Origin of the sequence: Niallia sp. FSL W8-0177, assembly GCF_038006285.1 — a bacterium.
Taxonomy (GTDB): domain Bacteria; phylum Bacillota; class Bacilli; order Bacillales; family Cytobacillaceae; genus Niallia; species Niallia circulans_A.
In genome coordinates this window covers 1-13,925 of the sequence record NZ_JBBOUX010000001.1, presented here as the reverse complement: position 1 = coordinate 13,925, position 13,925 = coordinate 1, and the positions used below count along the sequence as shown (strand labels likewise).

General features: G+C 36.0%; 15 protein-coding genes. 3 read left to right on the top strand and 12 right to left on the bottom strand.

Going from position 1 to position 13,925, the window contains the following annotated elements; all coding sequences use genetic code 11:
- Positions 1 to 189: 189 nt before the first annotated feature.
- From phoU to NST77_RS00035, 9 genes are all read right to left on the bottom strand, one after another.
- Positions 190 to 849: a phosphate signaling complex protein PhoU gene (phoU, locus tag NST77_RS00075; protein WP_123258922.1), complete on the bottom strand. Its 660-nt coding sequence runs from the start codon at positions 847 to 849 to the stop codon at positions 190 to 192.
- Positions 850 to 861: 12 nt separating this feature from the next.
- Positions 862 to 1,692, bottom strand: coding sequence for a phosphate ABC transporter ATP-binding protein PstB (gene pstB, locus NST77_RS00070; RefSeq protein WP_095330859.1), 831 nt, complete (start codon positions 1,690 to 1,692; stop codon positions 862 to 864).
- A 19-nt stretch (positions 1,693 to 1,711) separates the two neighbouring features.
- Entirely contained in the window at positions 1,712 to 2,536 is an 825-nt protein-coding gene (gene pstA / locus NST77_RS00065; protein WP_095330857.1) for a phosphate ABC transporter permease PstA, read from the bottom strand.
- Between the two features lies 1 nt (position 2,537).
- Positions 2,538 to 3,452, bottom strand: a complete 915-nt coding sequence (pstC, locus tag NST77_RS00060; protein ID WP_341122614.1) for a phosphate ABC transporter permease subunit PstC — start codon at positions 3,450 to 3,452, stop codon at positions 2,538 to 2,540.
- Between the two features lie 38 nt (positions 3,453 to 3,490).
- Positions 3,491 to 4,324, bottom strand: a complete 834-nt coding sequence (locus NST77_RS00055) for a phosphate ABC transporter substrate-binding protein (protein ID WP_095330855.1) — start codon at positions 4,322 to 4,324, stop codon at positions 3,491 to 3,493.
- 290 nt (positions 4,325 to 4,614) lie between these two features.
- A complete protein-coding gene (locus NST77_RS00050) occupies positions 4,615 to 5,040 on the bottom strand; it encodes an NUDIX hydrolase (RefSeq protein ID WP_095330854.1) in 426 nt (141 codons plus the stop codon).
- Between the two features lie 19 nt (positions 5,041 to 5,059).
- The gene (locus NST77_RS00045; RefSeq protein WP_095330852.1) at positions 5,060 to 5,608 is read right to left on the bottom strand and encodes a DUF1572 family protein; all 549 of its coding nucleotides are present in this window, start codon (positions 5,606 to 5,608) and stop codon (positions 5,060 to 5,062) included.
- Positions 5,609 to 6,508: 900 nt separating this feature from the next.
- A complete protein-coding gene (gene opuFB, locus NST77_RS00040; RefSeq protein WP_341122613.1) occupies positions 6,509 to 8,023 on the bottom strand; it encodes an osmoprotectant update ABC transporter permease/substrate-binding subunit OpuFB in 1,515 nt (504 codons plus the stop codon).
- 3 nt (positions 8,024 to 8,026) lie between these two features.
- Entirely contained in the window at positions 8,027 to 8,974 is a 948-nt protein-coding gene (locus NST77_RS00035; RefSeq protein WP_341122612.1) for an ABC transporter ATP-binding protein, read from the bottom strand.
- 261 nt (positions 8,975 to 9,235) lie between these two features.
- On the opposite strand from NST77_RS00035, the gene NST77_RS00030 reads away from it, so the two are divergent.
- The gene (locus NST77_RS00030) at positions 9,236 to 9,475 is read left to right on the top strand and encodes a hypothetical protein (RefSeq protein WP_095330846.1); all 240 of its coding nucleotides are present in this window, start codon (positions 9,236 to 9,238) and stop codon (positions 9,473 to 9,475) included.
- Positions 9,476 to 9,614: 139 nt separating this feature from the next.
- Complete coding sequence (locus NST77_RS00025; protein WP_095330844.1) at positions 9,615 to 10,196, top strand: DUF6944 family repetitive protein; 582 nt, start codon at positions 9,615 to 9,617, stop codon at positions 10,194 to 10,196.
- 27 nt (positions 10,197 to 10,223) lie between these two features.
- Here NST77_RS00025 and NST77_RS00020 read toward each other — a convergent pair whose 3' ends face one another.
- From NST77_RS00020 to NST77_RS00010, 3 genes are all read right to left on the bottom strand, one after another.
- Positions 10,224 to 10,763: a hypothetical protein gene (locus NST77_RS00020; protein WP_095330842.1), complete on the bottom strand. Its 540-nt coding sequence runs from the start codon at positions 10,761 to 10,763 to the stop codon at positions 10,224 to 10,226.
- Positions 10,760 to 11,251, bottom strand: a complete 492-nt coding sequence (locus tag NST77_RS00015) for a hypothetical protein (protein ID WP_341122611.1) — start codon at positions 11,249 to 11,251, stop codon at positions 10,760 to 10,762. The genes NST77_RS00020 and NST77_RS00015 overlap by 4 nt, the downstream gene beginning before the upstream one ends.
- Positions 11,252 to 11,656: 405 nt before the next feature.
- Positions 11,657 to 12,745, bottom strand: coding sequence for an NAD(P)-dependent alcohol dehydrogenase (locus NST77_RS00010; RefSeq protein ID WP_123258916.1), 1,089 nt, complete (start codon positions 12,743 to 12,745; stop codon positions 11,657 to 11,659).
- Positions 12,746 to 12,882: 137 nt separating this feature from the next.
- Here NST77_RS00010 and NST77_RS00005 point away from each other — a divergent pair, with 137 nt between their 5' ends.
- On the top strand, positions 12,883 to 13,773 hold the full coding sequence (locus NST77_RS00005; RefSeq protein WP_095330836.1) for a LysR family transcriptional regulator: 891 nt from the start codon (positions 12,883 to 12,885) through the stop codon (positions 13,771 to 13,773).
- Positions 13,774 to 13,925 lie beyond the last annotated feature (152 nt).

The window sequence follows — 13,925 nt, the reverse complement described above, 5'->3', positions numbered from 1 at the left end:
AAATGAATTGTTTTTAAGAAATTTTTTACAGATGACGAAATACATTATTGCTAACAATATTTTCTATTTATAATGATGTGTTTGTCAACATTAAAGTCACCAATTCTTTTGAACTGGTGACTTTAATATTAGAATATGAACTCAATCGATTAAGGGATAGAGGTCTATACTTTTCAAATTGCTTTTCTCTTAGGAATTAAAATCATAAATCTTTCCTTTAATCAAATATCCTGTGCTTTCCGCCATATTGGTTATATGGTCAGCTGTTCTTTCCAAATAACGGTTGATAAATAATAATTGAACAAGCTGATTTGTTTCTTCGGGATGTTCACTTAAATAGGCTGTCAATTTTTTATAGGTTTCTAAATAATAATCATCCACTTTATCTTCTAACTTACTTACTTCCTTTGCAAGGACAATATCTTCCTCTATAAAGGATTTTACTGCTTTTTGCAGCATTTCGATTGATAGTTCCTTCATTTTCTCTAAATGGGTTAAATCCAGAAGAGAAGTTGCTTTTCCTATCTTAATTGTTGCTTTAGCAATGTTTACAGCAAAATCAGCTACTCGCTCAATTTCGGATGAAATTTTGATAACACCAATTACAACACGTAAATCTCTTGCAACAGGCTGTTCCTTCGCCATTAGCCAAATTGCAAAATGATTAATTTCAGATTCTAGATTATCAATGTCATTATCTTCTTCCATTACATTTAAAGCAATTTCTACATCTTGCGCTTTTAATGCATCAAAAGCCTCTTCTAACTGAGTAATGGACATTTCACCCATTTCACTAATTTTTTGTTTTAACTCGCCTAGCTTCTTCTCAAAGTTTTCTCGAATGACCATTAGTTCCTCCTATTATCCAAATCGACCTGTGACATAATCTTCTGTCCGCTGATCTCTAGGTGTGGAAAAAATCTTATTTGTTTCATCGTATTCAACTACTTCTCCGTTTAAGAAAAAGGCTGTTTTATCGGAGATTCTTGCTGCTTGCTGCATATTGTGTGTAACAATAACAATTGTATAATCCTTTTTCATTTTTGTAATCAGCTCTTCTACCTTCAATGTAGAAATCGGATCTAAAGCAGAAGTAGGCTCATCCATTAAAATAATATCTGGTTTCATTGCAATTGCACGAGCTATACAGACACGCTGCTGCTGTCCACCCGATAAGCCAAGTGCAGATGTCTTTAAGCGGTCTTTTACTTCATCCCAAATCGCAGCCCCACGTAAGCTCTCTTCGACAATTTTATTTAATTCTTTTTTGTTTTTAATGCCTTGCATTCTTGGACCATAAGCCACATTGTCATAAATACTCATCGGGAATAAATTCGGCTTTTGAAAAACCATGCCGACTCTTGTACGAAGCTTAATAACATCATTGGAAGAATAGATATTTTCTCCATCAATAATAATATCTCCTGCAATTTTTACGCCATCGATTAAATCATTCATTCGATTCAATGTTCTTAGGAAAGTTGATTTTCCACAGCCAGAAGGTCCAATTAAAGCTGTTACTTTCTTTTCTTCAATATCTAGGGTTACTCCAAACAAAGCCTGTTTTTCACCGTAAAATAAATTTAGGTCACTTACACTAATTTTTGATGCACCCGTTGTATCTTCTTGACCAACCTTTAAGAATGCTTTCCCTGTTTTCTTTTGACTTTTTTCTGTTACTGTTGTAGTCATAAACATACCCCTTTAAAAATTAGTAGTCTGCTTTGTTTAGCTTTTTCGATATAAATGTTGCGATAAGGTTTATAGCAAGAATAATAACGATTAGCACAATACCAACTGCTGCGGCTAATTCAATATCTCCAGACTCTTGTGTTACTAAGAAGGAATGAACCGTTAGCGTACGAGCGGAGGACAACAGGCCCTCTGGCATGGCAGCAACTGTTCCTGCCGTTAAGAAAATAGCTGCTGACTCCCCAACTATTCTTCCGATAGATAAGATAATTCCTGATAAAATTCCTGGCATCGCACTTGGTAAAATAACTTTATACAATGTTTGCAATCTTGTTGTACCAAGGGCTAATGATCCTTCACGATAAGTAGGAGGAACTGTCTTTAAAGATTCCTCGGTTGTTCGGATAATAACTGGCAGTACGATAATCGTTAATGTCAAAGATGCCGCTAAAATAGACATTCCTAATTTTAAGGTGGTTACAAAGAATACTGCCCCAAATAAACCATAAATAATTGAGGGAATACCTGTTAAACTTTCTGTTGCAAAGCGAATGATTTTTACCAATCGACCTTGTTTCGCATACTCTTGTAAATAAACAGCTGCTAATATTCCAATTGGTGTAGCAATCAGCAAGGAAATGACAATCGTATAAATTGTTGTGACAATCATCGGCCAAATTCCACCGCCGCCACTTGGAGAATAGTCACCAAAAATAAAATCGAAGCTGAGCAAGTGAGCTCCTTTATAAAAGATATAGCCAACAATCATAACGAGAACAGCAACAGATAAGAAAGCAGAAAACCAAAGAAGGCCGCGTAACAAGTTATCTTTCATTTTTCTCATCTTATTTGCCACCCTTCGCACTAATTTTCGCTAAAACAAAATTCAAGATTAAAATAAACGAGAATAATACAATCCCAGTTGCAAATAACATTTCTTGATGCGTTCCTGCTGCATAGCCCATTTCCAATGCAATGTTTGTTGTCAGTGGGCGTATACTATCTGTTAAGCTTGTTGGCACAATCAAACTGTTACCAGCAACGAGAATAACCGCCATTGTCTCACCAATCGCTCGACCTAAGCCCAATACAATGGCTGTCATAATACCTGACTTCGCTGCGGGGACAACAACCTTAAAGATTGTTCCAATTTCCGATACACCAAGCGCAAGGGAACCTTCCCGGTATGTTTTTGGTACAGCGCGAATCGCTGTCTCTGCGACTGTTACAATCGTTGGCAGCATCATAATTGCTAATACTAAAATAACCGCTAATAAACTTTGTCCTTTTACTAATCCTAAAGTATTTTGTAAAAAAGGTACGATAATTGCTAGTCCAAAAACACCATATAAAACAGATGGAATACCAGCTAAAAGCTGAATGGCTGGTGAAACAATTTTGGCTATTGGCTTTGATGCGATTTCCGCCAAGAAGATAGCTGTGAATAATCCAATGGGAACTCCAATAATAAGTGCTCCTATAGTTGCATACAGAGATGCGACAATCATGGGCCAAATCCCAAATTCTCCTTCACTAGGCACCCAGTCGACTCCAAAGAGAAAATCAAAAAAATTAAATCCTTCTGCAATAAAAGGATGGGCCCCTTTATAGAAAACAAATCCAATAATTAATACTAAGCTGATTACGGAAAGAAGGGCACAAAACAAGAAAACTCTTGCCGAAACCTTCTCAAACATATATTTCCTCTTATTTGCTTTGCCCATTGCTGAGGCTTGCTTTTCGGTTGTTTGAATAGACACTCTATTTTCCTCCAAGATTACTTCTAAAGATTTTGGTATTACTTAATAGGAATTGCTCCTGCCTCTGCTGCAATTTTTTGCCCTTCATCACTTAGAATAAAATCGATGAACTTCTGCCCATTTGCAGTTAAATTCCCATCTTTATAGACAAATAAAAATGGTCTTGATAACTTATATTTTTGCTCTAATACATTTTCGGCAGTAGCAGCAACGCCATCAATATCGATAGTCGAAATAGCATCATCAATATATTCAAAAGAAATGAAGCCTACGGCATGTTTATTATTTGCAACTGTCGTTTTAATATTTCCATTTCCGCTGGCAATGATAGAGTTTCTAATTAATTCACCAGAGCTATAGCCTACAATTTCTTGAAAAGCATCACGTGAACCAGATCCATCTTCACGAGAAACAACAACAATCTCCATATCATCGCCGCCAAGCTGACTCCAGTTTGTCACTTTCCCAGTGAATATTTGCTTTACTTGTTCTAATGTCAATTCTTTCACTTTATTGCTAGGATGTGTGACAACTACTATTCCATCGTAAGCAATAACTACTTCTTTTAATTTTCCTTTCTCTTCATCTTTTAAATCTCGTGAAGACATTCCAATTTCGGAAACGCCACTCATCGCATTTGTAATTCCTGCGGAAGATCCAATTTGATTTATTTCAATTTTAGTTTGATCGTGTTCATGATATTTTGCTGCTAATTTCTCAGCAAGTGGTCCAACGGAAGTAGATCCTGAAATCGATATGGGTTTACTGTCATTTGTTGATTGTTCCGTTTCTTCATTACTTGAACATGCTGATAATAAAAGGAGTATAGACAGTAACGAGAGTACTATTTTTAGTTTTTTTATAATGACCATGATTTACCTCCAAAAAGAATAGCAACTATTTATGTCATTTCTTGTCTAATAGTATGATAAATCTCCACTGTAAATATTCTATTGACTGAATGTAAAGGTTTTGTAAATAACGTTAAAAGCAATCTACCTAATGTTATTTTTTGTAAATACCCAAAAAAAAGATAACAGTTATCCTGTTATCTTTTTCACTAAGTTCCTATATTTAAACTGGTATAACTTACTATTTCCCCCAACAACTTAAATGGTTGTGCTGCACATAGAATAATTAAAGTTGATTATCCTAATAAAGCCTACGCTTGAAGCAATACTGCCGCTCGCTTTATACTTTCTTTTACATAACTAGGTGCATGTGAATGATCTAATACCTCTTCAGTTGTCAGCCATTCTATATTTTCTACTTCATCAGGACTTTTAACAAATGCTTCGCCTTGCTCATGCTCGCATAGAAATACTATATCAATTACATGCTTCCCACTTTCTGTTACAAATGAAGTGCTATGCACATATTCCATTTTATCTCTAACCGTCACACCTACTTCTTCTAAAATTTCTCGTTTGACTGTTCTTTCGAGAATATCTATGGAATTCCCTTCTAAATCTACTTTTCCGCCTACAAGGGAGAGCATTCCCCCAGCATGTTCCTCTTTTCTACTTCTTTCTACAATCAACCACTTATCCGCTCTTCTAACAGCTCCTTCTACATTTACAATAAACATTTTCGTCTAGCTCCCTCCTCTATTCCACGATACCTTTTTTATGCTTCTCCTTCATTTCTATTAAATACTCCTCTGATTTTCCTTTTGGAATACTAAGACTCTTCCATTCTGTGTCTTTTATGACCTTTCCGATATAAACGATTTGCCCAACATGATAGGCATAATGAGCCATTTGTCTTTCTATAGCTTCGAGCACTAAATGTCCTTCTCCACGAATGTAAATAGTTTTTAATAAATCCTCTTCCTTTAAATTAGTCAATGAATCTATTAATACCTTCCACCCATTTTCCCACACTGTATGAAGCTCTTCCTTTGAAGAAATATTATCAGTAAATTCCTCCTCGCGATTCCTATATTCCTTTTCTCCGTCTGTGTTTAAGAAATCTGTCCATCTAGAAATCATATTTCCACTCATATGTTTTACAATAATGGCTATACTATTGGACGAGCTATTATAAGTCCAATTTATTTCTTTTTCCCCTATTTGCTCAAATGTATTATCTCCAAGTTTTTTTACCTCTTTAAATCGATTAACGACAGCCTGCAAATATTCCCTTTCTATGCTCATTTAGCATCTCCTCCATATTTATAATATCCCCTAAACTTCAAACACCACATCCCCTTTTCAAAAACAGCTTTTGAAATCTTATAAGAAAAAGCTTCCTTCCTTAAGAATATATTCGAATAGAAAGATCGAAAAACCTGCATATCCATCCCTGTCTTATTTATTCACTTATTCAATCGTTTATTTATTCAATCTATTATGATAATATACCTTTAATAAAAGCTAAGAAGAGAAAAGTAGAGTAGATATGTTCAAGCATTACAGAGAACTCCTATCGCTGGAAATGGAGGATGTAGCAGCATATTGAAGCAAGTCACTGAGCTGCACATAGGAAAGATTCTGATTTTTGATTATGTGTCGGGTTCCCCCGTTATCGAGAAAAAGTATACACATTTATACAAATGTCATACTTGAGAGGTTTCTATGGCGACATAGTAATAAACTGGGGTGGCATCGCAAACTTCTAAATTTACAAAATCTCGTCCCAAAAGTAATACACCTTGGAGATGAGATTTTTTTTTGGAAATAATTTTGAATTTAGGGGTCGATTAACATGAAATGGAAAAATCCTTTATTACTATTGATAGGAATTAGTGTAGCAAACCTCGGTGCATGGGTCTATTTGATTGCTTTTAATTTAATTATTTTAGGATATAAGTATTCCAACAAAATATGAGCCTCCAAACAAATATACGTACGTATTAAAACATTCGTTTATTTGTTTGGAGGACTATTTATTTTAAGAATAGATATATCAGCTCATCACCCGCAGACTGAATATACACCGTGTTCCATGTGGCGTTCGCAAGTGCTGTGGGGTCAATCTCCCATAGGGAGTCTACGTATATTCAGTTTGCTCCGTTTTCTTTTGAAAAGGCTTATGGCAGAAATAGCAATGTTTCCCTATTGAACAATACCCGCGTTTTCCAAATATTGTTCGGCAACTTCACGCGGACTTTCCCCTTCTACATTTACTTGATAATTCATTTTTCTCATATCTTGATCACTTATTTTTCCCGCTAACTGGTTTAATGCTTCTACCATTTCAGGATGCTCTTTTGCCGTTTCTTCTTTCATTAAAGGAGCCCCTTGGTATGGTGGGAATAAATTTTGATCGTCTTCTAGCACCTTTAATTGGTATTGCTGCAACTCACTATCTGTGGAGTAGGCATCGACTAAGTTAATTTCACCTGATTCAACTGCTACATAGCGTAATTTAGGCTCCATTGTTACAAGATTAGGAAAAGTAAGTCCATAAAGATGCTGGATACCTTGATAGCCATCTTCACGATCTGAAAATTCCAATGTAAAACCTGCCTGTATTTGCTCTTCTATCCCCTTCAAGTCAGAGATAGATTCTAGCTGAAATTGGTCTGCAAGATTCTTGGAAACTGCTAATGCATAGGTGTTATTATACTGCATTGGCTCTAACATTATCATTTGATATTTTTCTAACATCCCATCCCTCGCTTGTCGATACACTTCCTCCCGATTTGTGCTAGTAGCCGTTTCCTTTAGAAATTCGGAAATGGCTGTCCCTGTAAATTCTGGATAAAGATCAATGCTTCCTGTTTGCAATGCTTGAAACACAAAAGAGGTTTTTCCTAATCCCGGCTTCAGCTCTACTTGTAAATCTGTTTTTTCTTCAATAAGTATTTTATACATATTAATGAGAATTTCGGGCTCAGACCCTAATTTCCCTCCAATAACAATCTCTTCATCCTTCTGTCCTATTAATGGCATTAAGATTATTACAAGCGATAAAAGTGCAATCACTCCAATAGAAATAAAGGCTTTTTTATAGGATAGCTGCTCAAATTTTTTCAATAAGTAGTCAAACAGAAGAGCAAGCAATGCTGCTGGAATTGCCCCTAGAAGAATTAGATTTGTGTTATTACGATCAATACCTAATAGAATAATATCGCCAAGACCTCCAGCTCCAATTAAAGCTGCAAGAGTGGCTGTTCCTATAATTAATACCATGGCTGTCCGAATCCCCGCCATAATAACTGGCATCGCAAGAGGAATTTCTACCTTAAATAATCTTCTTCGTGTATTCATCCCCATCGCTCGAGCCGCTTCAATTAAGGACGGATCTACTTCTTTAATTCCTGTATATGTATTTCTTAAAATTGGCAGCAAGGCATATGCAACTAAAGCAATAATTGCTGGCACTCTGCCAATTCCGAATAATGGAATCAGAATACCTAATAATGCCAAGGAAGGAATTGTTTGAATAACAGATGTGATTCCTACTATCCCTTCGGCCACCTTTCTATGTCTAGTAATATAAATTCCTAGTGGAATAGCAATAATGACTGCAAAAAAGAGAGCAATGAAGGATATTTGAATATGCTCAAACAGCGCACTTGCTAATTCAGCCTTTCTGTCTTGAAATACTTGTGTCAGCTCCTTCATCCCTTACACCCCTTTCTGAAGTAGTCTAGAAGATACATATTTCATCATTGACCTGCGATTAACCAATCCAATTGGCGTTCCATCTCGTTCGATTATTACTTGTTCATACTTCACTAGCATATCCACTATCTCTTGCATAGTGGTAGTAATTGGGGCACTCACTTGATCCTCTTTTTCAATAATTGGCTCTAATAAGTCCTTCAGTTGAAAATCATTGCTCCAGCTATCATGTTTATTTCCAACAAAGTTCTTCACAAAGTCATTAGTAGGATTTGTGATAAGTTCTTGGGGGGTGCCTATCTGAACGATCTTCCCTTTCTTCATAATGCAAATTCTATCTGCTAGTTTTAAAGCCTCTTGCATATCATGTGTAACAAATACAGTCGTTTTTTTTAGATTTTTCTTTAAATCCAACATATCATCTTGTAACTTTTCACGGCTAAGCGGATCCAAGGCACTAAAGGGTTCATCCATTAATAGAATCTCGGGATCTGCCGCAAGAGCACGAATAACCCCAACTCTTTGCTGCTCTCCTCCTGACAGTTCACTAGGCTTTCGATTGGCATATGTTTGATGATCGAGACCAACCATATCTAAAAGCTCCTCGGTTCTTTGTTTAATTCTGTCTCTTTCCCACTGTTTTAATTCAGGTACGATTGCGATATTCTCTTCAATTGTCATATGGGGAAACAAGGCAATTTGTTGGAGAACATAGCCAATATTCCACCGTAATTCATGAATATCATATTCGCTTATCTTTTTTCCCTTTATATAAATGGTGCCATCTGAAAGAGGAATTAAACGATTAATCATCTTCAATGTCGTTGTTTTTCCACAACCACTTGGTCCGATAATTACAAAAAATTCCCCTTGCTTAATTTCAAATTCAATCGAATCAACTGCTGCTGTTCCATCAGTGTATCTTTTTGATACATTTTCAAATTTTATCATTGCATTTGTTTCTCCTTATTTAAATTGTAGGACTACTCATCCCCCGCCTCTTTCACTAACAGATAGAAGCTTATTCTATAATCCTGTCTACCCATATTTAGAACTAATCATAACACGACATAGCACATCCTAAAAAAAGAATAGCTTAGCCAGAATCTCATTTTTCGATCTACTTATTTTCCTTATAAAAAAATGATATTTTAGAGAATAGCTTTTACGTTTATACTAAGCAAAGAGATATACAATTAGGAGGACAACGAAATGGACAAGCAAGGGCAAGAAAAGTTTTTAGCTTTTATCTTACAGCGAGTACAAGAGGGGAAAGAAGAAGAAGCAAAGGCTATACTAATGGATAACTTCCGAAAACAAGATGAGGGTACTTTTTCCAAAAATGATATCGAACAGTTTCTGCCTAAAATGATCAGTCTAATAAAACCAGAAAGATTAGAGGAAATCCAAGCAGTAGTAAAGCAGTTTTCTGGAAGCTTCGGCAGCAAATAAAAGGATTATCTTCTTTTTGAAAAAACAACTTGGAAACTTTATTCCAAGTTGTTTTTATTATATCCAGCTCGTTTTTATCCCATTTAAAACATTTTTGAATATGTTAGTTAGTGTAAAGGGAATGGGCGGTTGATATGGAATGAATGGTCATTTTAAAGAGATATTCGGATCAGCTATCAATACGATTGGTACTATCCAAGCAGCTATCGGAAGTACCCCCTCCTTCCACTTGTCTAGAGAAACAAATTATCAGCTTCGTTTAGTTGGCAATATATTACAAGGAACAGGCAGCGCATTGCAAGCTGACGGACAAGGGACTATTTCATTAGAAAAGCTAGGAGATGAAATTCAGGCAATTGGAAATTCAACGGTTGTAACCGGCTTACTTCTTTATAAATGGAGCAACACCCCAACAGAGCAGAAATTAATTATTACAGGGAATTGGCTTCAAGCATTAGGAAGCTTTGTCGGGCTTACAGATGAATTTTTTGATCATACAGCAGATGGAAGAATCGAAAATATAATTGGTGGTTTATTACAGGGAATCGGGAATTCTTTACAAGCGATAAGTGGAACAGAACAATTACATGGAATAAGTAACCATGATCAACAAAATATCGGTGTATTAGGCAGCTGGATTCAAGCCGTTGGATCGGCTATTTCCCTTATTGGCCAAGTAAAAGAAGAATTAGAAGAAATTGCCCTAAATATTAATGAATAAGATGATGGAGGAAGAAAAATTCTTCCTCTAACCCTTTTTCTTTTTTGGCCAAATAAAATTGGAAATCGCGATAATCAAGTCAATGCCTAATACTACTGTCCATAATTTTAGTACACCGTCTAGTGCTTCTGTGCGAGCAGTATCCTTGATGAAAAAAATTAAGCCTAGTAATATCCCTGCCCCAATAGCATAAGCTAGCACATGTTTCCCCCAACTTTTCAAGTAATGCTTAGCATATGCCATCCCAAACAATGAAATAGGTTTAGTTCCTTGTTTGGCGACGTAATAACGAAATCTCTCATCCGCCCATTTAATCATGTCTTTTCCAAATGCGATCGAAACGCCTATATAAACAGCTGCAATGGCATGTGCAGTGGTGGCGGTAGCTCCTCGATACATATCCAAACTTGTTGTAATCAACAAAAGCAAATCAATTACTGGTGTTAGTGCTAAAAAGAAAAAGCCTAATTTCTCTCTTTTAAAAACATATCTAATTAGTAATCCTAAAATAATCACAATCCAAAAGCCTATTTCACTAGCAACAATCATCCAGGCAACAAAATTCAAAAATTCTCCTCCTTTATATGGCTTATTCCCATGATATACTTGCTCCGAGGTAAGTAACGAATTTCATATTTTTCATTTTGGAATACTTGTATGTTAAAATCGGTATTCGTTATCAATTTTTCACCATCCACTCCTGTATACACATAATCAATTGCTCCGCCATACATTCCAGAAGGATAGTCTACCTTGTATTCTTCTAAAATAATGACCTTTTCTTCTGCTCCCTTTTCAAAGTAATCTAAAGAAGCTGCTACATTATCACTCCAGCCTATTCCTATGAAAGCGTAACCCAAACCTAATAATATTAACGTGAGGAACGGCGCAATCCAGGCTAATTTTTGGGGACTCGCGGCCTTTTTAGTCAGGATGAGAGGAAACTTATAACGAGAACAAAAAGGCCTGGAACGATAAATATTCCTCCCCAAATAACCGTTACCATTACATCCTTCAAAAAAAAGAATAGGAAGGGATAATGGCCCTCTGTCCATTTATCTCGCTAGGTTTCCGTTTATTTCTTATTTTGTTTATATTTGTTATTTCTCTTCCTTTTCAAAGCCATTTTTCCCCCTCCATTTCTTCATAAGGGATTACGAATGCTAAGAGTGAAAAGTTCCCTTTACCAATTTTTCAGGAAAATAGTCGGGTAAGCAGAGAAAGGTTCTCAGAGGCCTAAGAGGCCTATAAATTGAGGTAGTGATATTAAAATAAAAATACTGTTTTATATATAAAGAAGCGGCGTCCAACTGAACGCCACTTTCCCCTATTTTATGTATTTAGTATACACGTAAAAGACTACCTATACCATCCTTTAAACAACGATCTTCCCACTAAGCAAATTTGCCTATTAAGAAAAAACCTTCCAACAAGAAGGTTTTTCTAATCAAGTTATGATATTAACTTATTCGTAAAATCGGTTTAATGACTTCTCCATTTTTAGAAGCTTCGAAAGCCTCATTAATTTGATCAAAGTCATAGAATTTAACTAATTTGTCAAATGGGAATTGACCGTTTTTGTAGTATTCTACTAGCTGTGGGATAAAAACATTTGGTACAGAGTCCCCTTCAATTACACCCATCATTGTTTTTCCTTCTGCCATTATATCATTATGAACATCAATATTCATTTCAGGTGTAACTCCCACTACCGCTGCCACACCTAATGGACGCAATGCTTGTAAGCATTGACGTACTACTGGAGGAAAGCCAGTTGTATCGACTGCATATTTTGTTCCGCCAGTTGTTAATTCCTTAATTTCTTTAACAACATCTACTTTTGTTCCGTTGAATGTATGTGTTGCACCAAGTTCTTTGGCAAGCTCTAACCGTGAATCATGAATATCAACAGCAATGATTGTTTTACAGCCAACTATTTTAGCAGCCATAATAGCACTTAAGCCAACAGCACCTGCACCATAAATAGCAATAGTAGCTCCAAATTCAGGCTTGATTTTATTTAAAACAGTACCCGCTCCTGTTTGGATTCCACAGCCTAAAGGTCCTAAAAGCGCTAAATCTACCTCTTTATCCACTTTAACAACGTTACGTTCATGGGCAATCGCAAATGTACCAAAGGAAGATTGACCAAAGAAAGTGGAAAGTGGTTTACCATCTTTAGATAAGCGATGTGTATGATCATCATGAGCGCCACCAAAGTTCAAGTCATTAAACGTTTCACAAACAGTTGGATGACCTGTTAAACAATTTTCACAGTGTCCACAATGTGCAAAGGATAATACAACATGATCCCCTTTTGCTAGACGTGTAACGCCTGAACCAACTTCTTCAACAATCCCTGCTCCTTCATGTCCCAGTACTGCAGGTAGTGGAGCAATTGCTGCATCACGGGCAACAGCATCTGTATGACATACACCTGTTGCAACAATTTTCACTAATACTTCATTTGCTTTTGGGGCAGCTAATTCTACTTCTTCTAAAAGAAAATCTTTACCTTGCCCTGGGGTAACGGCTGCTTTAATCTTCATACGATCTACTCCTTAAATATATTCAATTTAAATGTGACAAATTTGTGAATTCGTTTTTATCGTAATCCTTTCCGAAAATGGATACAATAGAAGCAAAGGAATATATATATTTATTATGATTCATAAGAGGGGTTCGTATGCAATTATTACAGTTACACTACTTTCTAACTGTTGCCAAGACTGAGCATATGTCTCAAGCAGCACTTCATTTAGATATTTCACAATCATCACTAAGCAAAACAATTGCTAGATTAGAAGAGGATTTAGGTGTTCCTTTATTCAATAGAAATGGGAAGAATATTCGGTTGAATAATTATGGGAAGTTTTATGCGAAAGAAGTAGAACACGCTCTAAGAATCTTAGAAGACGCCCATGAAACAATTCAAGAAATGGCTGAAATAGAGGAAGATCAAGTATCGGTTAGTGTCATGAGTTCCACTATTCTTCCTTCTATATTCAAACGTTTCTATGAAAGAAGACCCAATGTACGGATTCAACAATCGATATTACCTGATTTTATTGCAAAGGAACGGTTAATGCGGGGAGAAATTGAATTATGCGTTTCTAATACACCCATAACAGGGCCGGATATAGAATGGCTGCCTATCTTAAAAGAACGGTTGGATTTAATCGTTCCAAAAAACCATCGACTAGCACACTTAGATGAAATTGATTTGCAAGATGTAAAAAATGAACGATTTATTGGCTATAAGTCAGGATTAGAATCTACAAGTATGTTTGAACAATGTTGTATACAAGCTGGCTTTACACCTAATATTGTATTTGAAGGAACGGAACTGTCGATAGTTCTGCAGCTCGTTGACGAAGGACAAGGTATTTCCTTTTATCCTCAGTATTCTTTTTTAGGAAAACAACTAACTAATAGTAAAATCATTCGTTTAAAGAATCCCCATTGTTATCAAATGGTTGGTTTCGCTTGGTTAAAAAATAGACATTATTCTTATGTAGCAAGACAATTTCGGCAGCATATGATTGATTCGTTTAAGGAAATTAATAAAAAGAACTGAGACATTTGCAAAAGAGGTAAGATATTTTAGGATATTAGCCAAAGTTAAGGGCTTATCAGCCAATTTCGGGATTTATCAGCCAAACTTTAGCTCTTATCAGCCAAACTCCAGCTCTTATCAGCCAAACCTGGAATTTATCAGCCAAACTCCAG